Source organism: Neptuniibacter sp. QD37_11 (genome assembly GCF_047778105.1).
Lineage (GTDB): Bacteria > Pseudomonadota > Gammaproteobacteria > Pseudomonadales > Balneatricaceae > Neptuniibacter.
In genome coordinates this window covers 2,921,052-2,941,584 of record NZ_CP180552.1, presented here as the reverse complement: position 1 = coordinate 2,941,584, position 20,533 = coordinate 2,921,052, and the positions used below count along the sequence as shown (strand labels likewise).

Sequence of the window (20,533 nt, the reverse complement as noted above, 5' to 3'; positions counted from 1 at the left end):
GAAATTGCTTAAATCAGGAGGCCCTATGCATACGGATAGCATACGTTGTTTAAACCCTGTTGGATTTCATCAGATGGTGTATCACGAATGGGGAAGTGCAGAGAACGATCGGGTGATCGTCTGTGTGCATGGTTTAGCACGTAATAGCCGCGACTTTGATGAGCTAGCCTTGGCTTTGTCTCGCGATTATCGTGTGATCTGTCCTGATATTGTTGGGCGTGGTGAAAGTGAATGGCTTCCTGCCGGGCAGGTGTATGGAATACCTCAGTATCTTAATGATATTACAGCGCTTTTAGCGCGTTTAAATGTAGATAAAGTGGACTGGGTCGGTACCTCTATGGGCGGGATTATCGGCATGTGCTTAGCCGCTCTGCCTAACTCGCCAATCAAGCATCTAGTGCTCAATGATATAGGGGCGTTTGTGCCTGCAAGCTCCCTTAAACGTATCTCTGAGTATCTTGGCGATAAGCAGTTTCAGTCTCTCTCTGAGGTTGAAGCCTATATGCGCGATACCTATGAATCCTTTAAGCATCTGACTGACCGACAGTGGCACCACCTTGCTAAGCATGGTTCGCGTTTGGATGAAAATGAGGTTTATCATCTTCATTACGACCCCGCCATTGCGCAAGCTACTGCGGATGCTTCATCAGAGAGTGTGGATTTATGGCCGGTATGGTCGGCGATTAATATCCCGCAGTTACTAATTTGGGGCGAAGAATCGGATGTCTTGCAGGAAGAAACCGTGCGTAAGATGCAGGCAAACGATAAACTAGAGCTAATCTCCATTCCGGGTATCCCTCACGTGCCATCCTTGATGGAATCTGAGCAGATTCATCAAGTACAAAACTGGTTACGTGAACACCGTAAAGATTAATCGTAGAGGAACTATCTATGGGCGTAATAACTCGCTGGCCCCAAGATCAGTTGTGTTTGAGTTACCGTGAGCGTGAGGATGCTGTTGCTGCGGTAGAGAAGGCTTTTGCTTCGACATTGGAATCGTTGAAAGTAGATATCGGTCTGGTGGACATGTTTGAGGCAATCTATGTACCTCTAGGTGCGTGGATTACTTGTCGCAAACGCCAAAAAGATGGCCCTTTAGTTATCGGTATCAATGGTGCTCAAGGTGCTGGTAAATCGACACTATTCAATCTGTTAGAAGTCATTCTGACCGAAGGGTTTGGTTTAAAGGTTGTTGGTTTCTCTATCGACGATCTCTACAAAACCTACAATGAGCGTGTTGAGCTTTCTGAAACAATCCATCCTCTGCTTCGTACCCGTGGCGTGCCAGGTACGCATGATGTAGATCTAGGTATCGAAATCCTAAACTCTCTTAAGAACAGTACCGATGAGAGTGTAACCAAAATCCCTGTGTTCGATAAATCGACGGATGATCGCTGTCAGGCGTCGGTATGGCAGGAGTGGGTTGGGCCTGCGGATGTCATCGTGCTGGAGGGGTGGTGTGTAGGTGCAGACCCGCAAAAGCCAGACGAGCTGGTGGAAGCGATCAACGAATTAGAGCAGGAAAAGGACCCTAACGGAGAGTGGCGTGATTACGTGAATACTCAGTTGGGTGGCCCTTATCAGGCTCTGTACTCCATGCTGGATGTCTTGGTGATGTTGAAAGTACCGAGCATGGATGCAGTATTTGAATGGCGTTCTCTGCAAGAGAAAAAGCTCGCCGAGCGAGTGAAATACATCTACGACACGCAGCAGCCAACAGAGCATCTGCGCATCATGGATGAAGAGCAGATTAAGAGCTTTATACAGCATTATGAGCGACTGACTCGTCACATGTTAGAAGAGATGCCACAAAGGGCAGACGTCACTCTATGCCTCAATAACAATCATAAGATCGCTGAGATTATGATTAATAACCCTCTACAGAGTTGTGGTTAAGGACAGAAATGATTTCCAAAGTTAAGTTAGGCTTTTTATCGATCCTGATGGTTGCGTTAGTTGGCTGTCAGAGCGCGTATTACTCTGCGATGGAGCAGGTGGGTATCCATAAGCGCGATATCTTAGTTGATCGTGTGGAAGACGCACGTGAGTCTCAAGAAGATGCGCAAGCGCAGTTTAAGGACGCATTGGAACAGTTTCGTTCTGTCGTGAGCTTTGATGGCGGTGAGCTGGATGCAGTCTATAACCGCCTACAAGCTGAGTACGATGACAGCGTTGCAGCGGCAGAGGATGTTACGGCGCGTATCAAAAAAGTAGAGCAGGTTTCTGAAGATCTATTTGAGGAGTGGGAAGAGGAGCTGACAAAGTACTCTAACCGCAAATTAAGAGATCAAAGTGCAGCTAAACTGCGCAGTACTAAAGTCCGTTACGCTGAGTTACTTCGCTCCCTTAAGCGCGCCAAAAAACGTATGCCGCCAGTGTTAAGCGCGCTACAGGACAATGTTCTATTCCTAAAACATAACCTTAATGCTCAAGCGATAGGCTCCCTGAAAGCGGAATATCGCGGGATCAAAAGCAATATTGATCTGTTAGTTAGAGATATGGAAAAAGCGATCGCAGACTCGGATCGCTTTATCAAACAGATGGAACAAGGCTAATCTTCTGTTCCTAGTCCCCTTCTTGATCTAGTCTCAGATTAGATAGGGAAGAACGTCATTGAAGCCGCACCATGAACAACACGGTTTATGGTGCGGTTTGTTTTATCTGCAATTACATCCGCCATCAAATCCTGCGTGCCAATCAGCTTGCCCAAAATGCGTTCGTAGCTGTAATTAGTAATCCCTTCTTCTGAAATACCATTACTTAGAATGTACAAGTTTCCTTGGGGGTCTTTGCGGTTATTCAGGTGCCAAGCCACAGATTCTAAATTACGAGCAGAGTTGTAGAGTTTCTGTTGATCTAATTCATCCAGAATAAAGATCTCTTTCTTGCCGTTGTAGGCTTTGTCTAGCATGCCTGTAACACCTGCCATCAGGGCAAATACACGATCACCTTGATAGTTTTCAGAAAATGCTAAAGGCACTGCGTCGGCACCATCTTTCTGGCCAAGTTCTGGGAATCCATCAGCTAAACGAGTGATTGGGAATAGTTGTTCTAAACGCTTCTCGACAGTCATGCCTGGGACTTTTTGCAGCTCTTTAGGGTTACGTTTATAAAGCTTGATGGTTAGCTCACGACTCAGTTTGCGCAATGTCTTTAGATTGATATCCGCAACCATATCGATATCGGACTTGGCTAGGTTTTTAACGTCAAACGGTTTGGCATTTTTATCCATACAACCAGCTGTAAAGATAAGGACCATAGAAAGTAGCAACAGACGCATGGGATCCCTTATTGATGCGTAGTAAAGTTCTTAAAACTATAAAGGTATAGGGACAGCCGATTCAAGAGGAGTCTGTGAGACAGTGAAAAGTTTGCAGAGCTGGGTTGAACAGCAAGGGCTAAGAATCGTTCGTGAAGAGAGTCTCTCCGGTGGCTGTATTGCTGCGGCTAAACGCGTGCTGCTGAGTGATGGTCAGCAGCTCTTCGTAAAGTCTGTTAGTCACGCAAATGAAAGAATGTTCAAGGCTGAAGCTGCAGGGCTAAAGGCTTTATCTGCTTGTACACAGCTATCCACACCAAAGGTTATCCGGTTTGATCGGGATGGATTGATCTTAGAGTTTATTGAGCAATCCCCCAGGTCAGAAGACTTTGACCAGCTCCTAGGGCGGCAGTTGGCTCACTTGCATCAGATGTCTGTGCCTTCCTTTGGTTTCACTCAAAACACCTTCTGTGGTCCAACCGAACAGCCGAATTCGCAGCTCTACGATGGCTTTGAGTTTTATGCTGAGCACCGTTTCGGATACTTGGCGCGCCTCTGTTATGACCGTGGCCTCATTGATACAGAGATCATTGAGGGTATTGAATCGATCAATAAACGGCTAAAACAATTAGTTCCAGATCAGGGTCCCGCTTTATTGCATGGCGATCTATGGGTGGGAAATGTTATTGCCGACAGTCAAGGTAAGCCAGTTCTAATGGACCCTGCGGTCTATTGGGGGTGGCCTGAGGCCGACCTTGCGATGACGGATCTCTTTGGCGGTTTTAGCTCGGACTTGTATAGCGCCTATCAGGAAGTAGCGCCACTGCAGTCTGGGTGGAAAGAGCGATTTCCATTGTACAACTTATGGCATTTGTTAAACCACCTGATGTTGTTTGGGGAAAGCTATAGAGCTGATGTGATGGGTGTTGTAGCAAAATTTAGGTAGTGGCCTAAACGTATTTTTGCGACCTTGATTAGTGCTATAGTTGCAGCACATTTCTTGATTAACCTTTCTTGCAAGAGACTTGTATGACGAATAAAGGCGACCTAACGGCTGAACGCCGTGAATATCTGGCGCAGCCTCTGCGACGTGAAGATCTGATCAAAGATCCTGTCGCACAGTTTGCCAAGTGGATGGATGATGCACTGGAGGTGTCTCCAGATGATGCGACGTCGATGACATTGGCCACAGCTTCTAAAGATGGAATGCCTGCTGCAAGGATCGTATTACTTAAGCATTTCGATGAGCAGGGCTTTGCTTGGTATACCGATTACCGTAGTCAGAAAGGGGATGACCTGTCTGAAAACCCTCAAGCCGAAATCATGTTTTATTGGTATGGCTTAGAGCGTCAGGTGCGTATTCGTGGTCAGGTAGAAAAATTGAGTCCTGAACAGGGTAAACAGTATTTTAATGCGCGCCCGTTAGGTAGCCGTTTGAGTGCGGCTGCGTCTTGCCAAAGTCACCCTGTAGAAAACCGTGAAGCTTTGGAACAAGCGGTGCAGGACCTTGCTGATCAATACCCAGAAGGCGATATTCCTCATCCACCAGAATGGGGCGGTTATATTCTCAGACCTACACGTTTTGAGTTTTGGCAGGGCCGAGAGAGCCGTTTACATGATCGCTTCCAGTTCAATTTAGTTGATCAAGCGTGGCAGATTGAGAGGTTGCAGCCGTGAGCCAAGAAACAGAGCAAACCTTAGTTAGTGTAGAGCCTCAAGGCGAAGCTTCAGCCTGTGTGATCTGGTTGCATGGCCTAGGTGCTGATGGTTTTGATTTTCAGCCTATTGTTCCTTACCTGCGTCTTCCAGAGAACCTCAATGTGAGGTTTCTTTTCCCTCATGCTGAGATAATGCCTGTTACCGTCAATGGTGGCATGGAGATGCGTGCTTGGTATGACATTTTAGAGATGAATATTGACCGTAAGGTTGATAAAGCTTCACTGCTTAAATCCAGTCAGCGAATTGCTAACTTGGTGAATGAGCAGATTGCTCAGGGTATTCCAGCGGATAAAATCCTGTTGGTAGGTTTCTCTCAAGGCGGTGCCGTTGCTTACCAAACAGCGCTAACCTTCGCTGAACCTTTGGCGGGGCTAGTTGCTCTGTCTACTTACATGGCAACAGAAGAAGAGATCGAAGCGTCTCGCACTGATGCCAATAAGGAACTGCCTATCTGGGTTGCTCACGGTACGGTAGATCAGGTTGTACCTGTTCAATTAGGTGAGCAAGCTTATGCCAACCTAGAAAATATGAATTATCAGCCGAGTTGGAATGCGTATCCAATCGGTCATGAAGTAGCGATTGAAGAGATAGAAGCTTTAGGCCGCTGGATGTCGCAAAGACTAGCGGTTTAATCGGAGAGATAAATGAAAGTAGAAAACAACAAGGTAGTGTCTTTTCACTACGCGTTAAAAAACAATGCTGGTGATGTGTTGGACGACTCTCGTGATAGAGAGGCCCTTCCGTATCTACATGGCCATAAAAACATTGTGCCTGGCCTAGAAGCGGCGTTAGAAGGTCGTGAAGTTGGGGATAAGTTTGAAATTACCCTATCACCTGAGCAGGGCTATGGTCAGCGTGATGAAGCTAAGGTGCAGCTAATTAGTCGTGAATCCTTTGCTGGCTTTGATCAGTTGGAAGTCGGCATGGTGTGCCAGATGGAAGATGATAAAGGTGAATTGCAGCTAGTAGGCATCACCAAGATTGATGCTGATGAAGTGACAGTGGATGCGAACCATCCTTTTGCTGGGCTTGAATTGAACTATGCTGTTGAAGTAATCGAAGTGCGGGAGCCGACAGAAGACGAGCTATCTGCCGGCCGTGTAGAGCTTTAAGGGTCAGCTTCGATTAAGGCATAACTCATTATGCTTAATGGTTTGCTGTACTCCACTCCCGCATTCTAAGGAGATAAAAGATGCGTTTGTTACTTGCTTTGTTAATTCCTTGGCTACAATTTTTTACGATCGGTCGCCCGATAGCTGGAATTGTCTGCCTTATTTTACAGATTACCTTAGTGGGCTGGATACCAGCAGCAATCTGGTCTGTGTATGCATTGAGCCAATATCAGACCGACAAAAAGATTAAAGATGCATTAGATAAATAACGTTTAATGCATTTCACAGTAAAAGCCGTTTCAGTTTGAAGCGGTTTTTTTATGCCTGTTACTTAACCTTTTCCTGCCACTCAAGATCACCGATCTGAACTTTTAACCATTCAAACCCAATCCGCTTTGCTACCGCAGCAGCGCCATCAAGACTCTTAAACTCACGTTCTGATTTAGATCGTTGCAGATCTAGCGTGATGATTTCGTCCTGTTTGGTCACAAATTTTAAAGTCCATCCGCGCGCCATAGAGATAGGGATCGCTTGGCAAGAATCAAATACGCCTGCTTTAAAAAGTAACTTCACTTCCTTTTCTTGCATCTTCATTTCCTCATTAATGAAACTTCTTTTATCTATATTGATAAGTCTATATTAAATAAGGATTTATCGCAAATAAATTTCGGTGTTTTTTGTTGTGTAAGCCATTGAAAATAAAGGAAAAAATAAATAAATTTAAATTTTTGCCCTAAGTGAAAGAGGGTCTTGTAACTTATTGATTTATAAGGAATAAAATCAAGAGTGGAAGATGAGAGTTTTTACGGGAAATCGCGATTTTATTGATTGAAATTTATATTTGTAGCGTCAAAAGTTGTTTTTGATTGGTTGTTTTATGTTTTATGACGAAATGATTATGCTTTTGATGTTTAACTTATTGTTTTTAAAGGGGGGAATTTGAGAAAGGCAAAAAAAGGGCAGGTACAATGACCTGCCTTATTTTTGGAGCGGACAGAGGATTATGGCTTTCTTATTTGAGCTTCTACTAAGTCTAGAACTGCATTCATATTAGCGACGGCTTCATCGCTGGCTAAGGTTAATGGGGCAAGTTTAAATGTATCCAGAAAATCGATCATAAAAGGTTCTGAATTCATTTTTTTGAGTTGCTCGGCGGTCCAGGCAACTGTTTTATAAGGCATGACGCTTACCTCCTGAACAGTTATCGGTGACTCAAGCTTATGAGTCTTGGCGGAGCCTTATGCATTTTTATTATTCCGGCACTACCGGAGCTCCCTTAATGCTGGGGCTCGCCATTTAAGTTATGGATCAGTTCATAAGCTTTTTCAAACTTAATCATTACAAACGTAAAATTTTTCATCTTCGCTAATGATCATTTCTTGAGCTAAATCAATAACCCCTAATCTCTAAAGGGTTAATCTAGCCACCAGTAACTACGAGCAATACGAAAAATTTTGTGAGGGTGTCGTAATGGTTGATGTATATAGCATGGAAGTTCTGGTTCCTAGTCTGGCAATGATCGCTGGTATGAGTGTCGCAATGGTTTGGGCTTTCATTAAAGTTCGCGGCCTGATGAACGAAGACCAGAAAAAGTAAATTTGATTTAGCTGCTGAGGTTGATGTCACCTTCCTCAAAGTTGTCAGCTTTTATCTTGCTAAAAAAGATCACTTAGGTGGTCTTTTTTAATGCCTGAAATAAATTCAGTTTGTTTCATTTTGTCCGACCTCTCAGTATTACACCTTCGGCTAAACCCCGTTTATTGTCTGGTTATTTTGTGTACACTCTAACTTTACGTTATATGCGCAAAATATTTATAAGAAGTTAGAGAGATAAAAAACAATAAATAAGAGAAAGGAGCTTCGGCTGTACTTAGGTTTGTTTACTTGAGTTAGCTTCGTAAATTCTCTGGGGCGATCCAAATAAAACTGCTTATGATGATTGATTAAACGGGTATCGTCATTGTGGTTAGAAGAAGATGGATTCTGCCTTGATAAGAATAAAAAGGAGATGGATCGTGAATGAGAATAGAGAACCTGGATTTTATAAAGTTCGTTATGGCAAGCGCTGGATCGCTGCGTTTTGGTGCGGTGAACTTTGGGGCTTACCTGATGAAATGAAACCGGGCGAAGAAGGTTGGGAAGCGGTTCTTGATGCAGAACCTGATGAAATAGGTGAATATATACCTATGCCCATGAGCCTTCAGGCCTAATCTAGTTCTGGGAATAGCAAATGCTTAGACAATGCAGAAGCACGGTTATCTGTGCTTCTGCTTGAATTTGCTCGAAGAACCTATTTTAGAAAAGGAACTATTTTAGAAAAGAAACTTTCCGCCACTAGCAACAACTACTGTTGCCAAACCTAAAGTCAGATTAATCGCGACAATCTTTCTGATCTTATTTAACTGTTCAGCGGCATCTGGCCATCGGTTTTCTTTTACCGTCAGACTCAGTTTTTTATACGGACTGAAATACAGATGTCCAAATATCGCCATCATGGTATAGCCGGTCAGTAGCATGATGTGAACATGCATACCAACGCTCTTAAACCCACCATAGATTGCAATCATGCTATGACCACTGATAATCAAAAGCAGAATTGCTGCCCATACCCAGGTAAAAAAACGAGCAAATACTTGCTGCCAGAGTGCTAACCGAGCAGGCGGTTCAAGTTGCTCGGCTGCAACTGGTCGTAAACAAACATAGGCGAAAAACATACCGCCTACCCAAATAACGGCAGCTAAAATATGGAGGGATAATGCAATAAACATAGGTGTCCTCACTGTGGGAATTACTTCCCTGAGTTTTAAATAAGGTTAACGTTTAATCGCTTTCAAAATGACAAACTTCTTATTGTTAGCGATAGTCTCACAATTTTTAAAAATCTTTTTGAGTGCTACATGGTAGCCAAGATGACGGTTGCCGATTACCCATAACTCACCACCAGATCGTAAGACTTTATGAGATTCTCGGAACATCTGTTGAGCAATGAAATCTCCGACCACATTTTGCTGGTGGAAAGGTGGATTGTTTAACACCAAGTCACAACTATTCTTCTGAATACCAGCTAGGCAATCGGTTGCTTGGAAAGTTGCGTTTCGACTGTCGCCGAAGGCTTCTCTGAAATTAGCCTCGGCAGAAGCGACAGCCATAAATGATTCATCCACAAAGTGAACAGCCGCAGATGGATTCTTTTCTGCTGCAATTAAGCCTACAACGCCATTACCGCAGCCAAGATCAATTATATCCTCGAATGTATCTGTATCAGTTAGATGTTGAAGGAAAAAGCGGGTGCCGATATCCAAACTATCTCGGGAAAATACGCCAGCATGGTTGATGATCTTATGCTGCGTGTTCTCCAATATATAATCGGATGGGTAGGGCGATTCTAATTGCGGTCGATTCAGATCGATCTCTGGAAATATCAGTCTTGCTTTCTTCTTTGCCAACGAGGTTGTTGTAGGGCCTAAATACTTTTCGAACAGTTTTAGCGTTGAGGTATGAATAGATTTAACCATCCCGCCGCCGATTACTTTAGTTTCTGCTGCTAACAAAGGACGCAAGCGGATTAGTTGGTCTTCCAGCATCGCTAAGCTTTTTGGAATTTTAATCAGCACGAGGTCAAATGTTTCGGCTGGATAATCCAAACTGTTACATAGGGTTATGGCTTTTGCATCAATATCGTTATCCGCAGCATTGTTTTTTATACCGGCATGAGCCAACCACGAATCGCTGACCACTGTTGGCGCTTGGTCATTTAATGCGATTGATAAACCGCCAAATTGATCGTTAATAATCAAGATGCGTTTTGGGTTTGCAAGGATCTCTTCCTGATCAATCTGATTTAACAGGTACTCATCAGCAGCGTCCCACGCACGTAGTTGTTCATTTCTACGACGAGGATAACGAGAAAGAGAGAATTGACCGAAAGGTGTTTCGAAGATATTCATACGGGCCCAAAACTGATTCGAAAGTTACAGGCCGCAGTTTATCACAAGGGGTGATTTAGAACGTAGCGTCGCAAAGGAACTTGGAAAAGAAAGAAACCCAGGTAAATGTACCTAGGTTTAATAACCTTAAGCGTGTTTTACTTAGTGAAAGCTAGGTTAAAGCTAACCGGTACTGCGAAAGAGATAGATGGTAATTTTGCGATCTCTTTAAGTGCAGTTACACCAGTATCTAGCGCAAAATCCGCAGCGTTAATTGTGATGGGTTGAGCTGTGCTAACCAATACTTTGTTGTCAGCTAGCTTAACGACATTCACTTGAGCGGTAATCTCTTTTTCAACACCGTGAAGGCTTAATGTGCCAGTGATAGTCTGCGGCTGGATGGAACCAACGGCTTGTTTCTCAATTTGGTTTACATCCACTTGAGCCATGAAGTTGGCCTGAGCAAATTTGCCTGTTTCGAACAGCATATTTTGCATACGCTCGTCACGGATCTCGATACCTGTAGTTACAGATGCAAGGTCAAGATTTAGCGTTGCTTTGCCAGCAGCATCGATGCCGCCGCTAATTTGTTTAAAGCTGTGGTTTTCTAGCACTTTGGCTTTTTTGATGGATGAGAAACTGAAGTCAGAATCTTGTTGGCTTAGCGTCCAGTCAGCTGAAGCAACAGTGCTGAAAAGAGCAAGTGATGCGATGGCTACTAATTTTTTCATGGGTAAATATCCTTATTTTTGTAGTGATGGGGTTGGATTTTAAACAATCGTTTACTTTTGTCTAGAGCGGAGTTGTTTAGGATCAAAGAAATACATTTATCCCTTTGATATTCAATGATTATAGTTTTCGTTTTTTGTTAACTTTTAAGGCTGATAGAAATTAAATTGTATATACCTAAGATATTCTTAAGATGTACGTTGGGGTAAGGGGATAATTGCTGTATTCTTGCAGTCAGTTGACGATTTAGAGTTGAAAAATGATGAAGTCAAAAAAGAAATCTAAGGCTAAAAAGAAAAATAGCCAACTAGTTATTCGCATTAACGATGTCGAGCGCGATGATTTTGTTGCGTTGTGTGAAGAGCTAGATACGAGTGCTGCACGTGAAGTCCGTCGTTTTATTCGCGGTTTCCTTGCAGAGCATGAACAGGCAGAAGAGGAATAATCCTTTTTCTACAGATTGTTCTTTCTTCCCCCAAAAAGCGTTTAATATTTCTTATTGATTGCTTGCCGTTACCTCACGCTTAATTTATCTAAGCCATTTCAGTTCTTCCCGATCAGTATTAATATGAATACCTCCTCCCAACTTTACTAAAGGAGATTGTGATGTTTGGGTTTGAAATTACCGCTGCGGTAGTGGTTGTTCTCGCATTAATTTTTATTTTTTCTGGGGTCAAGATGGTTCCTCAGGGGTATAACTGGACAACAGAACGTTTTGGGCGTTTTACCAAAACTCTGACACCAGGTTTGAATCTGATTATTCCTTTTGTTGATCAGATTGGCGCTAAGCAAAATATGATGGAGCAAGTACTGGATGTACCCCCTCAAGAAGTGATCAGTTCTGACAACGCGCAAGTAACTACTGATGCTGTTTGTTTCTATCAGGTGTTGGATGCATCTAAAGCGAGTTACGAAGTTAACGATCTTTATCGCGCGATGCAGAATTTGGTAATGACTAATATCCGTGCGGTTTTGGGTTCGATGGAGCTAGACGAGATGTTATCCAACCGAGATAACATCAATAGCCAACTGTTAAGCAAAGTTGATGAAGCGACAGATCCATGGGGCGTTAAAGTTACCCGTGTGGAAATTCGTGATATCTCACCTCCGGCTGATCTTGTTGAAGCGATGGCAAACCAGATGAAAGCTGAGCGTGAAAAGCGTGCTGCGATTTTAACCGCAGAAGGTGAAAGAGAAGCTGCGATCAAAGTTGCTGAAGGTGAAAAACAAGCTGCCATTTTGACTGCAGAAGGTGAAAAAGAGGCAGCGTTTAGAGAAGCGGAAGCGCGAGAGCGTTTGGCAATGGCAGAAGCGCGTGCAACCAAAGTGGTTTCGGAAGCGATTTCACAAGGTAACCCGCAAGCTCTGAACTATTTTGTTGCTCAAAAATATACTGAAGCTCTGCAAAATATTGGTGCAGGCGAAAATGCTAAAGTCGTGATGATGCCTCTAGAAGCAAGTAGCGTTATTGGCTCCGTTGCTGGCATCAGCGAGCTGTTAAAAGAAACTAAGATAGGTTCGTAAATGTTAGAACTACTCGAATCAATTACTTACTGGCATTGGATTATTCTAGCGTTGGTGCTTTTAGGTGGTGAAGCCTTAGGTGCCGCGGGATTTATGATCGGTGTCTCATTATCTGCTTTTGCAGTAGCTGCATTGATGGCGATTGGTGTGCTAAATGATTGGCAACATCAATTCCTATTGTTTGCGCTCTTCTCCGTTATTGCTTCGGTTATTTTCTGGAAATTCTTTCGTTGCCAAAACAATGATGATGAAGCAGGCATGATCAATGATCGAGCGGCGCAATTGATTGGACGAAAACTGACATTAGTTGATGACGTTGAAGATGGCTTAGGTCGAATTCAGATCGGTGATACTTTTTGGAAGGTTGTTGCAGAAGATGATTTGGAAGCGGGAACTAAAGTCGAGGTTTATGCCAGCGAAGGCATGACGCTACTGATCCGTAAATTGTAATTGATTTCTAGCGGGATCGGCCAAGCTGGTCCCGTTTCATTATGACAGTACTAAAATATATTAATCATTATCCCGAGTCTTTAAAGCAGCAAGCTTTAGCCATGTTGCAAGATGAAACTTTAGGGCCTCTTTTACAGAAAAAATATCCAGATTCCCATTCGATTCAAAGCAATAAAGCGCTGTACGAATATACTATGGAGCTGAAAAATCGCTATATGCGAAAAGCGGCACCTGTCAGCAAAGTTCAATACAGCGATAAAGTTGCAGCAATGAATGCTTTAGGCACCCATAGCCGCGTATCTCGTATCCAAGGGAATAAACTTAAATCTAAAAAAGAGATCCTGATCGATACGCGATTCAAACAATTACCTGAAGCTTTTTTGCGGATGATTGTTGTCCACGAATTAGCACATCTGAAAGAGTTGGATCATAACAAAGCGTTCTATCAGTTATGTCAGCATATGGATGCTGATTACCACCGATTAGAGTTAGACCTCAGGCTCTATCTTACTTGGCAGGAGTATTCGAGGTGATGCTTTATGGTGTGCCGCTGACTAGATTTTTGAGTCTAGTAGTATGTCTTTATAGTAAACGGACGGATTCAAATAAGGAATATTGATCATATCTATAAATGATTTTTGGCGTATATCTTGAGTAATAGCTACCATCTCTCAGGTGGGTAGCTCTCAATAACCTTTCTCTTGATAGGCCTTATAAACCTTACTTTGGGTAGCTTTTTATACTTTGGCACTGAAATTATTTTAGATCATAAAATTCAGATGCTTTCCGCTTTCACTCTCGGTAATATTGCGCCTTCAAACGGGGTGGGGCGTTATTGTGGACGAAAAATTATGGATTTATATTGCTAGTGGAGTAGTTGTTTTTATACTGCTTTTAGTCGTGATTATTCGTGCCAAAAAATCTAAAGCGCCAGATGCCTCTCTTTCACATACAGAGCGTATGTTTGCATCGGTTTTGGAAAAAGCTGTCGGTGGACAATATCAAGTGCACTGTAAAGTGCCTATGCATGAAGTGTTGGAAGCATTGCCTGAAAAATCGGATCGGGCAAAACGAAAAGCATTGAAAAAGATTCGTCATCGTCAGTTTGATTACATTGTTTCAGATCCCGCGAACAACCGTGTAGTGTGCGCTGTCGAGTTGGATGACCATGCTTACGATAAGAAGCAGTTTAAGAAACAAGATCTTTTCTTAGAAGAGATCTGTCATGATGTTAATCTCCCTCTTCTTCGAGTTGCGCCCCAGAATGGTTATAACCTAGTTGAAATCATTGAACGGTTTGAAAGAACCATTGCGCCTGTTGACTATGCTAAAAATCAACAAGGCCGATTAAATCTTCGTATGGTTGATGCACTAAATACTCTCTGATCTGCAGATGGTGTGTTCCATAATCGCAGCCTAGTTTATAAATCCCTCTCATTTTCTCTTAGTTTTCTTGAATTTTGCTAACTGGCAGTCTCTACATAGCTTACTAAACTTAACAGAGGCGTCGGGACTTATAGTGTTTGTACTTTAAGCAAAAGAAGCTTGCTCCTGAGTAGTCAGTTTGGTGGCACGGATTTTTAGCCAATTGTAGTTGCACTGCCTGATATCTGTTTATCACTTGATAATGACAAGGTGGGGTGGTTATGAAAACGCCATTAAAACTTCTCTGTGTGGCTATGGGTTGCTCTTTAGCAGCCAATTTTGTTGTAGCAGGGATTGAGTTTCGACCGGGAGAGGTCGTTGTGAAAGGTGAGGTTTCTGCATCTGAAGGGTATGAAGTTCTTAAGTACCTTCCTAATGCAGATTTAACCATCCTTAAAGTGTCTCCCGGTAAAGAATTAGCACAAACCTTAGCGTTAAGAAGCAAAGGGCGTAAAGCCAGTCGAAACTATATTGCTAGAAAGTTCGCTCCTAATGATCCTTTGTATGGCTACCAATGGCATTTTGGTGCTGTTCAGGCTGAACAAGCGTGGGCACTTTATGATGGTGCTGGTGTGAATGTTGCCGTTTTAGATACCGGCTTACAGTCAGGTGGCCCAGACGGAATAGATTGTGTTTTACCTGGGTATAATGCGATTGATGGTAGTTCCAATGTGGCAGATGGCGACGGGCACGGAACCCATGTTAGCGGCACGGTTGCTCAGAGTACAAATAACGGGGTTGGTGTAGCAGGGTTAGCTCATGGAGCCTGTATCCTTCCGGTAAAAGTCTTGGATGACAACGGTTCCGGGACGGATGCAGATATTGCTGAGGGTATAACTTGGGCTATCAATAACGGCGCTCAAGTTATTAATATGAGTCTTGGCTATCCTGCAGGGTATGCACTGGAGCAATTTGTTAATTATCCATCCTATTCAACCCTGACTAATTCCGATACCCGTGTGACGATAGTAGTAGCATCTGGCAATGACAGTTCTACAGACGGGATAAGTTACCCTGCCAGTCACCCAGAAACTTTAGCTGTTGGAGCGACGGATGTTGATGGTATTGCTCCCTACTCAAATCAAGGCCCTAAATTAGATTTAGTCGCTCCGGGTGGTAATACATCTCAAAACCTCCACATTCCAAATGACAGTTATGGTGATGGAGTTGTTCAAGAAACCTATCTATCTCAAGGGCAGGGAACTTGGGGATATTATCTATTTCAAGGTACATCAATGGCAGCCCCCCATGCCGCGGCGGCTGCAGCTATCCTTTTATCGAAGGATGGGAACTTGGATCGCTATCAGGTTCAGGCTGCGCTTGAAGCAAGTGCAGTGGATTTAGGTGACTCAGGTTGGGATAGTGTTTTTGGCCATGGTCTTATCCAAGTTTATGACGCATTAGGCGCTATTGACGCTGGAGATAATGAACCGATTGATGCTGAGCCGACAGAAACAAAACCTGGTTCCCCTGAGAATTTCTCAGCAAACTTCGATTCCAATGCAAATGCTGTACATCTAACATGGAGTGCTCCTTCTGTTGGAACGGTAACCAGTTATTCAATAGAGCGTAGTAAGCAAAATCGACGCGGTAAACTGGGTGGTTTCAACTCAGTAGCAACTCCTGCTGGGGCTGATACTTCATATACAGATTCTGGTTTAGATAGCGGCACTTACGTATACAGGATTCTTGCTAGAAACAGTGCTGGCGTATCAGCTTGGGTACTCAGTAATTCCGTGGAGGTCACTTCTTCAGATGGAGGTTCTGATGGTGGTGATGGCGAGTGTAAAGGCGGCTGGAAAAAATGCGGTAGATGATAATTATCTATTTCATAAAAAATAAAAAAGCCTGCATTAGCAGGCTTTTTTATTTTTTATGAGTTGGTAATCAGTTACTGCAACCTCCTGGTAATTGATCGCATACTTCATCATAAGGATAGAATCTAACTTGGATATTGTATGAGCCTTTATTGTCTATTCCCCAGATATACTCTACGAAATCCGCAATATTAAATATCCATTCATTTTCCCAACTTTTACAGGTGCCAACAGTAGGGGCATCGACTACGAGTTTGTTAGGGTCGCTCCACTGTTCAAAGTAACCGATCGCGGGAACGGCTCCGCTGGCTATATCTGCTTCTATCATCGCCGTACATGCATCGAATTGATCAGAGTTTGTGAGAAGGCCATAGATATTATTAGCTTCGTCATAGCAATAAGCGTTAATTGCGCAGCCTTGAACTGTGGTTGTCCCAGATAACATGACTGTTGAGAATATATTGGCTGTAACGTCAGCCCAATCGTCTTCACCATTATCACCTACATCGACAGTAGTTATGCCGTCGCCGTTGTCATCTGGGTCGTCCCAGAACCAAGGCTCTATAGGTAACCAGTAGTCGGTCGTTCCATCGTTATCTGCATCTATGCTATTTTCAGGAAGTTCGGAGTCGGTAATTTCTTCACCGCAAAAATATCTTTGGTCACCGGGAGAGATGTAACAGACTGAGCCCGTAAAAGTGAAAGCACTACTGATATCTTGGGCTGGTTTTACGCCTTTACCTCCGGGGCCTTTAGTTTTAGTACCGTCTTTTTCACGTTCTAGATTAAAGTTATTCCATTCCCCGTCTTTAGTGATAAAACCCAAAGCAAGTAGATCATTGCCTTGATCATCGTTGATAAACCCAAAGTTGTTGGTAAACATTGTGCCGGTTACGCATTCGCCAGCTTCATTAACATTGTTACAAGGTTTCCCTGTCACGCGGGCAAACACAGCATAGCCAGAATCGTAGGGTGGAAGGCTTACAACAGCCCCATCAGCTCCATCACTATCTGGGAATGACTCGGTACACCAATCTGTGACTTGCAGATCAGGGATTCCATCACCATCTAAGTCTTTGAGAGGAAGGGATTTGTTTTTGCCTCCTTTTGTACTGCCTGATTGAATCGCAACACTGGTATCAGCATTGGTATTTTCATCGTAGCGAGGAATAAAAACTACATTTTGAGATGAGCCTTCATGGCAAAAAAATTGCTCATTAGAATCATCGGTTACTTGGATACACTCTTCTGTATTGGGATCACAAGGGATAAAGCCGTCATCGTCTGTTTGGCAGCGATAGTCAGCATCACTAGGACAGTTGAATACCCCCGGTGCCTGAGTTTTTTTACCCAATAGGTTTAAATTAAAATGAAAGCCTGCGGGAAAGCCATTACCTTTTAAGTTTTTTCCAGAATGTGCGTCTGTAGATAGACCTAGCAACAAAATGGAAACTAAACAGCAAAGGATAAGCCTTCCGAGGGATTTTATTTGAGTGGGATACATAAACTATGCCCCCGAATAAGATAAGAAAATCCTCCTTGCCAAATTTTTTCTATATCCATCTAGCTACTTATAACTGTAGCTTTGAATTGAAAAATAGATGGGATATTTTTGCACCCAAATTCGAACTTCTAATACTTATATTCAAGAAGTTTTATATAGGAATGTTCATTGCTTAATAATGGCTTAGATCATAAAGCTCTTCAGGTGCACAGCTAATTTCACCGTGTTGTTTATTCTTCATTAAATTCTGGAACTGCTGGCGTTTCAGGTGGATTAAGTTTTGATGATCGCCTGCTTCGATGTAGATATCATCAGCCTCTGTTAAACGGTCATCCCAAACTACGTCGAGTCCGTAGGCTTGGCCGATAGCAGGGATTGCACCTTCTTCGCAATCTCCAAAAATACGCTTTATTTCGGCTTCTTTGGCCAATCTTGCGGGTGAGCCAGTAATGGCCGCTAATTGAGGTAACATCACCTTATTCATCGCAGGAACTGCAGCAAGGGTGAACTTGTTTTTCTGATGAATGACAACCGCTTTGGCCATCTGCGTTACGGGAATTGAAGCCCTATGTGCACTATCGAGAGAAGTAAAAGAGTAGTCGTGTTTGATTGTGTCATAACTGCAGCCCTTATTTTTTAGAAAGCTACAAAGTGTGGCTGATACGGACATGCTTATTCCTCCCATAAGAGACTTCGCTGTATAAGTTTAGTAGCCGATTAAGGGAATGCTATAGGAAATTGCATTTTTGAACGTGCTGAAATAAACTTCATTCGCAAATGTAATTGATTACCATTTAATTGGATAGTAACTATGGCTGACGGTATTGCTTCAATGGCGAAGATCTTAATTATTGAAGATGATCGTACGTTGAATAATCAGATCACCTCGCTCTTGGAAGAGCAGGGTTACGAAACGGATCAACGTTTTGAAGGACGTCAGGGGTTGGTCTCCGCATTAAGTAAAACTTATGATCTCATCTTATTGGATGTACTTTTGCCGGGATTAGATGGTTTTTCATTACTCAGTAAGTTGAGGCAAAAGCGCGAAACCCCTGTGATGATGCTGACTGCATGTGGAGCGGAAGAGGAACGCATTACAGGTTATAGCAATGGTGCGGATGATTACCTAGCTAAGCCTTTCAATATTACTGAGCTCTTATTACGTATCGAAGCGATTTTGCGTCGTACGCGATATTTGGTTGAAAGTCAGATCGAGCAAGATGTGATTAAAACACCTTTCTTTCACTTAGACCGGAAACAGAATCGTGTTCATCGTGATGATCTAGAGGTCGTCCTCACCCCTATCGAATTTAAAGTGTTATGGGCGTTAGTAAAACAAAGTGGTGAAGTGCTTAGTAAACCGCACCTTTACCAGTCCGTTCTTAACAAAGAGTACAGCCGATACGACCGTAGTTTAGATATGCACGTGAGTCGAATAAGGCGCAAACTTTCGCAACGAAGTATTGATGTCTCAGCTTTAGAAACGGTACATGGTGAAGGGTACTGCTTTAAATGAAACGGCGTTTGTTTTGGAAACTGTTCGCTATTCTAGTGGCAGGTACCGTTGCTTTATACGGAGCGATCGATTGGCTTGCGAATCATACCGAACAACGTATGAGCCTAATTGCCGAAAAGCACCAGTTAGAGATGAAGTCTTGGGCAGCTGAAGCTGAGGCAATCTATAAAGCAGGTGAAATGCAGTTACTTGATCAATGGATCGAAGATCTGGAAAAGCGCGAGGATACTTGGGTTGCGATTGCCGGATCTGATTTGACCTTGCTGGCCGGTAACTACATGGATGACTATTACACTGGCAGTCTGCGGCTTGGCCGAAATGTCGAATACATGATCCACCTTTACTATGCCTATAACCCGATTATGGAACTCCCATTTGTTGATGGTCACACGCACTTTTTGGTTCGGTTGCCACAACGTATGAGGCCGGGTGGTTTTTTAAAACCTGCACAATTGTTGTTACAGATCGCTCTGCCTTTTGTGGTTTTGGCATTGGTGTGTTTGATGCTATATCGACACTTAGTAACGCCCATTCAGAAACTGGAAAAAGCGACTCGGCAGTTCAACGAAGGGAATTATGATGCTCGCGTGAGTCAATCACTTGGGGCACGTAATGATGAGTTGGCTTCGTTAGCCCGAACTTTCGATACTATGGCGGAACACACGGGCGGGTTGATCGTTACCCAAAGGCAGCTAATTGCCGACCTTTCCCATGAACTGCGTACACCCATTACGCGTATCGAAATGGCGCTTAGCAGTATCAGTGAAAAGAACTGCCCAGAAAATATCGAGCGTATTCAGCGTGAAGTCGCGCAAATGCGTGAAATGACCGAAGATGCTTTGACGCTTGCTTGGATGGATACCGAGAAGCCTCAGATTAAAGGTGAATATCTTGATCTGGTGGACCTACTAGATAGCATCATTGATGATGCTCGTTTCGAGTATCCCGATCGTAAGCTCGTTAGTTGTATGCCTGAGAGCGCGCCACTTGATTCCTCTAGTCACCGAATTCTTGGGCAGTCGATAGAGAATGTTATTCGCAATGCTCTACGGTATACACCTCAGGGTGGAGAGGTCAGTATTCAACTGAGTATTAAGGATGATGAGTACTTACTTACAATTTGTGATCAGGGACCGGGTGTTCCTGAAGAATCGCTGGACAAAATCTTTCAGCCATTTTATCGAGTTGAAAAATCACGAGGTGCCGACTCGGGAGGGTTTGGGCTTGGGTTGGCATTAGCTAAAAGGCAGATTGAGGCGGTTTCTGGCTCAATTAAAGCGTCAAATTTGGCCCGTGGTGGTTTACAGATAAGAATAATATTACCGGTATAAGGGGGGGATAAGATAAATTCAACTCGCTTTGTTATTTCTTTAGCTGATTATTGTGGAGGGAATCTTAGTTTTCTTTGAGCTCAGGATTCCTCCATATAGAACCTAATTTTCCTCCCTCTCTGTGCTTATGGGTAACCTAAAGTTCCAGGGGTTAATTCCTTTATCTAGTGGAGCGATAAGCTTACTGATCTCGCAATATTTCACCTGAGAAACCCTTCAGT

26 protein-coding genes are annotated in these 20,533 nt (G+C 43.3%); 18 read left to right on the top strand and 8 right to left on the bottom strand.

Features of this window, described 5'->3' with window-relative positions; genetic code table 11:
- Positions 1-25 precede the first annotated feature (25 nt).
- From ACMXYT_RS13765 to ACMXYT_RS13755, 3 genes are read left to right on the top strand one after another with little or no spacing between them, the layout of a single operon-like run.
- On the top strand, positions 26-874 hold the full coding sequence (locus ACMXYT_RS13765; protein ID WP_415895125.1) for an alpha/beta fold hydrolase: 849 nt from the start codon (positions 26-28) through the stop codon (positions 872-874).
- Positions 875-891: 17 nt separating this feature from the next.
- Positions 892-1,896, top strand: coding sequence for a hypothetical protein (locus ACMXYT_RS13760; protein ID WP_415885706.1), 1,005 nt, complete (start codon positions 892-894; stop codon positions 1,894-1,896).
- An 8-nt stretch (positions 1,897-1,904) separates the two neighbouring features.
- Positions 1,905-2,555, top strand: coding sequence for a DUF2959 domain-containing protein (locus tag ACMXYT_RS13755; RefSeq protein ID WP_415899138.1), 651 nt, complete (start codon positions 1,905-1,907; stop codon positions 2,553-2,555).
- Between the two features lie 38 nt (positions 2,556-2,593).
- Here the strand turns inward: ACMXYT_RS13755 and ACMXYT_RS13750 are convergent, their stop codons facing one another.
- The gene (locus ACMXYT_RS13750) at positions 2,594-3,280 is read right to left on the bottom strand and encodes a hypothetical protein (protein WP_415899137.1); all 687 of its coding nucleotides are present in this window, start codon (positions 3,278-3,280) and stop codon (positions 2,594-2,596) included.
- An 82-nt stretch (positions 3,281-3,362) separates the two neighbouring features.
- Between ACMXYT_RS13750 and ACMXYT_RS13745 the strand changes: the two genes are divergently transcribed.
- The 5 genes from ACMXYT_RS13745 to ACMXYT_RS13725 all read left to right on the top strand — a co-directional run bounded on the left by ACMXYT_RS13745 (position 3,363) and on the right by ACMXYT_RS13725 (position 6,359).
- On the top strand, positions 3,363-4,205 hold the full coding sequence (locus ACMXYT_RS13745) for a fructosamine kinase family protein (protein WP_415899136.1): 843 nt from the start codon (positions 3,363-3,365) through the stop codon (positions 4,203-4,205).
- Positions 4,206-4,288: 83 nt separating this feature from the next.
- Positions 4,289-4,936 (top strand): pyridoxamine 5'-phosphate oxidase, encoded by a 648-nt coding sequence (pdxH, locus tag ACMXYT_RS13740; RefSeq protein WP_415899135.1) that lies wholly within the window; start codon positions 4,289-4,291, stop codon positions 4,934-4,936.
- Entirely contained in the window at positions 4,933-5,610 is a 678-nt protein-coding gene (locus ACMXYT_RS13735) for an alpha/beta hydrolase (RefSeq protein WP_415899134.1), read from the top strand. Before pdxH ends, ACMXYT_RS13735 begins: the two co-directional genes overlap by 4 nt.
- Before the next feature lie 12 nt (positions 5,611-5,622).
- Positions 5,623-6,090: an FKBP-type peptidyl-prolyl cis-trans isomerase gene (locus ACMXYT_RS13730; RefSeq protein ID WP_415899133.1), complete on the top strand. Its 468-nt coding sequence runs from the start codon at positions 5,623-5,625 to the stop codon at positions 6,088-6,090.
- An 80-nt stretch (positions 6,091-6,170) separates the two neighbouring features.
- Positions 6,171-6,359, top strand: coding sequence for a YqaE/Pmp3 family membrane protein (locus ACMXYT_RS13725; RefSeq protein WP_415882327.1), 189 nt, complete (start codon positions 6,171-6,173; stop codon positions 6,357-6,359).
- Between the two features lie 58 nt (positions 6,360-6,417).
- Here the strand turns inward: ACMXYT_RS13725 and ACMXYT_RS13720 are convergent, their stop codons facing one another.
- Together ACMXYT_RS13720 and ACMXYT_RS13715 are read right to left on the bottom strand one after the other, a co-directional pair.
- Positions 6,418-6,678 carry a hypothetical protein gene (locus tag ACMXYT_RS13720; RefSeq protein ID WP_415882326.1) on the bottom strand — a complete coding sequence of 87 codons (261 nt, stop codon included), beginning with the start codon at positions 6,676-6,678 and terminating at the stop codon, positions 6,418-6,420.
- Positions 6,679-7,091: 413 nt separating this feature from the next.
- Positions 7,092-7,271, bottom strand: a complete 180-nt coding sequence (locus tag ACMXYT_RS13715) for a hypothetical protein (protein ID WP_415882325.1) — start codon at positions 7,269-7,271, stop codon at positions 7,092-7,094.
- A gap of 289 nt (positions 7,272-7,560) precedes the next feature.
- Here ACMXYT_RS13715 and ACMXYT_RS13710 point away from each other — a divergent pair, with 289 nt between their 5' ends.
- Positions 7,561-7,686: a hypothetical protein gene (locus ACMXYT_RS13710; protein WP_415899132.1), complete on the top strand. Its 126-nt coding sequence runs from the start codon at positions 7,561-7,563 to the stop codon at positions 7,684-7,686.
- Positions 7,687-8,105: 419 nt separating this feature from the next.
- The gene (locus ACMXYT_RS13705; protein ID WP_415882323.1) at positions 8,106-8,300 is read left to right on the top strand and encodes a hypothetical protein; all 195 of its coding nucleotides are present in this window, start codon (positions 8,106-8,108) and stop codon (positions 8,298-8,300) included.
- A gap of 102 nt (positions 8,301-8,402) precedes the next feature.
- Here the strand turns inward: ACMXYT_RS13705 and ACMXYT_RS13700 are convergent, their stop codons facing one another.
- From ACMXYT_RS13700 to ACMXYT_RS13690, 3 genes are all read right to left on the bottom strand, one after another.
- A complete protein-coding gene (locus tag ACMXYT_RS13700) occupies positions 8,403-8,858 on the bottom strand; it encodes a DUF4149 domain-containing protein (RefSeq protein WP_415899131.1) in 456 nt (151 codons plus the stop codon).
- Between the two features lie 45 nt (positions 8,859-8,903).
- On the bottom strand, positions 8,904-10,037 hold the full coding sequence (locus ACMXYT_RS13695) for a methyltransferase (protein ID WP_415899130.1): 1,134 nt from the start codon (positions 10,035-10,037) through the stop codon (positions 8,904-8,906).
- 137 nt (positions 10,038-10,174) lie between these two features.
- Positions 10,175-10,747, bottom strand: a complete 573-nt coding sequence (locus ACMXYT_RS13690; RefSeq protein WP_415899129.1) for a YceI family protein — start codon at positions 10,745-10,747, stop codon at positions 10,175-10,177.
- A gap of 260 nt (positions 10,748-11,007) precedes the next feature.
- On the opposite strand from ACMXYT_RS13690, the gene ACMXYT_RS13685 reads away from it, so the two are divergent.
- From ACMXYT_RS13685 to ACMXYT_RS13660, 6 genes are all read left to right on the top strand, one after another.
- Positions 11,008-11,190: a hypothetical protein gene (locus tag ACMXYT_RS13685; protein WP_415884680.1), complete on the top strand. Its 183-nt coding sequence runs from the start codon at positions 11,008-11,010 to the stop codon at positions 11,188-11,190.
- A 161-nt stretch (positions 11,191-11,351) separates the two neighbouring features.
- Positions 11,352-12,269, top strand: a complete 918-nt coding sequence (locus ACMXYT_RS13680) for an SPFH domain-containing protein (protein ID WP_415882319.1) — start codon at positions 11,352-11,354, stop codon at positions 12,267-12,269.
- Positions 12,270-12,719 (top strand): NfeD family protein, encoded by a 450-nt coding sequence (locus ACMXYT_RS13675; RefSeq protein ID WP_415899128.1) that lies wholly within the window; start codon positions 12,270-12,272, stop codon positions 12,717-12,719. It abuts the gene before it with no gap.
- A 41-nt stretch (positions 12,720-12,760) separates the two neighbouring features.
- Positions 12,761-13,252: a YgjP-like metallopeptidase domain-containing protein gene (locus ACMXYT_RS13670; RefSeq protein ID WP_415899127.1), complete on the top strand. Its 492-nt coding sequence runs from the start codon at positions 12,761-12,763 to the stop codon at positions 13,250-13,252.
- A gap of 304 nt (positions 13,253-13,556) precedes the next feature.
- On the top strand, positions 13,557-14,105 hold the full coding sequence (locus ACMXYT_RS13665; protein WP_415899126.1) for a DUF2726 domain-containing protein: 549 nt from the start codon (positions 13,557-13,559) through the stop codon (positions 14,103-14,105).
- Positions 14,106-14,365: 260 nt separating this feature from the next.
- On the top strand, positions 14,366-15,961 hold the full coding sequence (locus ACMXYT_RS13660; RefSeq protein WP_415899125.1) for a S8 family serine peptidase: 1,596 nt from the start codon (positions 14,366-14,368) through the stop codon (positions 15,959-15,961).
- A 70-nt stretch (positions 15,962-16,031) separates the two neighbouring features.
- Here ACMXYT_RS13660 and ACMXYT_RS13655 read toward each other — a convergent pair whose 3' ends face one another.
- Positions 16,032-17,465 (bottom strand): hypothetical protein, encoded by a 1,434-nt coding sequence (locus tag ACMXYT_RS13655; protein ID WP_415911572.1) that lies wholly within the window; start codon positions 17,463-17,465, stop codon positions 16,032-16,034.
- A 172-nt stretch (positions 17,466-17,637) separates the two neighbouring features.
- Positions 17,638-18,135 carry an aminoacyl-tRNA deacylase gene (locus tag ACMXYT_RS13650; RefSeq protein ID WP_415899123.1) on the bottom strand — a complete coding sequence of 166 codons (498 nt, stop codon included), beginning with the start codon at positions 18,133-18,135 and terminating at the stop codon, positions 17,638-17,640.
- A 141-nt stretch (positions 18,136-18,276) separates the two neighbouring features.
- On the opposite strand from ACMXYT_RS13650, the gene ACMXYT_RS13645 reads away from it, so the two are divergent.
- Positions 18,277-18,981 (top strand): response regulator transcription factor, encoded by a 705-nt coding sequence (locus ACMXYT_RS13645; protein WP_415899122.1) that lies wholly within the window; start codon positions 18,277-18,279, stop codon positions 18,979-18,981.
- Positions 18,978-20,312 carry a histidine kinase sensor domain-containing protein gene (locus tag ACMXYT_RS13640; RefSeq protein ID WP_415911571.1) on the top strand — a complete coding sequence of 445 codons (1,335 nt, stop codon included), beginning with the start codon at positions 18,978-18,980 and terminating at the stop codon, positions 20,310-20,312. Before ACMXYT_RS13645 ends, ACMXYT_RS13640 begins: the two co-directional genes overlap by 4 nt.
- The last annotated feature ends 221 nt before the right edge of the window (positions 20,313-20,533 follow it).

What these genes read in the sequence shown, in the direction of transcription:
- ACMXYT_RS13765 (WP_415895125.1), top strand. Translation starts at nt 26, where the DNA reads ATGCATACGGATAGCATACGTTGTTTAAACCCTGTTGGATTTCATCAG.
- ACMXYT_RS13760 (WP_415885706.1), top strand. Translation starts at nt 892, where the DNA reads ATGGGCGTAATAACTCGCTGGCCCCAAGATCAGTTGTGTTTGAGTTAC.
- ACMXYT_RS13755 (WP_415899138.1), top strand. Translation starts at nt 1,905, where the DNA reads ATGATTTCCAAAGTTAAGTTAGGCTTTTTATCGATCCTGATGGTTGCG.
- ACMXYT_RS13750 (WP_415899137.1), bottom strand. Translation starts at nt 3,280, where the DNA reads ATGCGTCTGTTGCTACTTTCTATGGTCCTTATCTTTACAGCTGGTTGT.
- pdxH (WP_415899135.1), top strand. Translation starts at nt 4,289, where the DNA reads ATGACGAATAAAGGCGACCTAACGGCTGAACGCCGTGAATATCTGGCG.
- ACMXYT_RS13730 (WP_415899133.1), top strand. Translation starts at nt 5,623, where the DNA reads ATGAAAGTAGAAAACAACAAGGTAGTGTCTTTTCACTACGCGTTAAAA.
- ACMXYT_RS13725 (WP_415882327.1), top strand. Translation starts at nt 6,171, where the DNA reads ATGCGTTTGTTACTTGCTTTGTTAATTCCTTGGCTACAATTTTTTACG.
- ACMXYT_RS13720 (WP_415882326.1), bottom strand. Translation starts at nt 6,678, where the DNA reads ATGCAAGAAAAGGAAGTGAAGTTACTTTTTAAAGCAGGCGTATTTGAT.
- ACMXYT_RS13715 (WP_415882325.1), bottom strand. Translation starts at nt 7,271, where the DNA reads ATGCCTTATAAAACAGTTGCCTGGACCGCCGAGCAACTCAAAAAAATG.
- ACMXYT_RS13710 (WP_415899132.1), top strand. Translation starts at nt 7,561, where the DNA reads ATGGTTGATGTATATAGCATGGAAGTTCTGGTTCCTAGTCTGGCAATG.
- ACMXYT_RS13700 (WP_415899131.1), bottom strand. Translation starts at nt 8,858, where the DNA reads ATGTTTATTGCATTATCCCTCCATATTTTAGCTGCCGTTATTTGGGTA.
- ACMXYT_RS13695 (WP_415899130.1), bottom strand. Translation starts at nt 10,037, where the DNA reads ATGAATATCTTCGAAACACCTTTCGGTCAATTCTCTCTTTCTCGTTAT.
- ACMXYT_RS13690 (WP_415899129.1), bottom strand. Translation starts at nt 10,747, where the DNA reads ATGAAAAAATTAGTAGCCATCGCATCACTTGCTCTTTTCAGCACTGTT.
- ACMXYT_RS13685 (WP_415884680.1), top strand. Translation starts at nt 11,008, where the DNA reads ATGAAGTCAAAAAAGAAATCTAAGGCTAAAAAGAAAAATAGCCAACTA.
- ACMXYT_RS13680 (WP_415882319.1), top strand. Translation starts at nt 11,352, where the DNA reads ATGTTTGGGTTTGAAATTACCGCTGCGGTAGTGGTTGTTCTCGCATTA.
- ACMXYT_RS13675 (WP_415899128.1), top strand. Translation starts at nt 12,270, where the DNA reads ATGTTAGAACTACTCGAATCAATTACTTACTGGCATTGGATTATTCTA.
- ACMXYT_RS13670 (WP_415899127.1), top strand. Translation starts at nt 12,761, where the DNA reads ATGACAGTACTAAAATATATTAATCATTATCCCGAGTCTTTAAAGCAG.
- ACMXYT_RS13660 (WP_415899125.1), top strand. Translation starts at nt 14,366, where the DNA reads ATGAAAACGCCATTAAAACTTCTCTGTGTGGCTATGGGTTGCTCTTTA.
- ACMXYT_RS13655 (WP_415911572.1), bottom strand. Translation starts at nt 17,465, where the DNA reads ATGTATCCCACTCAAATAAAATCCCTCGGAAGGCTTATCCTTTGCTGT.
- ACMXYT_RS13650 (WP_415899123.1), bottom strand. Translation starts at nt 18,135, where the DNA reads ATGTCCGTATCAGCCACACTTTGTAGCTTTCTAAAAAATAAGGGCTGC.
- ACMXYT_RS13645 (WP_415899122.1), top strand. Translation starts at nt 18,277, where the DNA reads ATGGCTGACGGTATTGCTTCAATGGCGAAGATCTTAATTATTGAAGAT.
- ACMXYT_RS13640 (WP_415911571.1), top strand. Translation starts at nt 18,978, where the DNA reads ATGAAACGGCGTTTGTTTTGGAAACTGTTCGCTATTCTAGTGGCAGGT.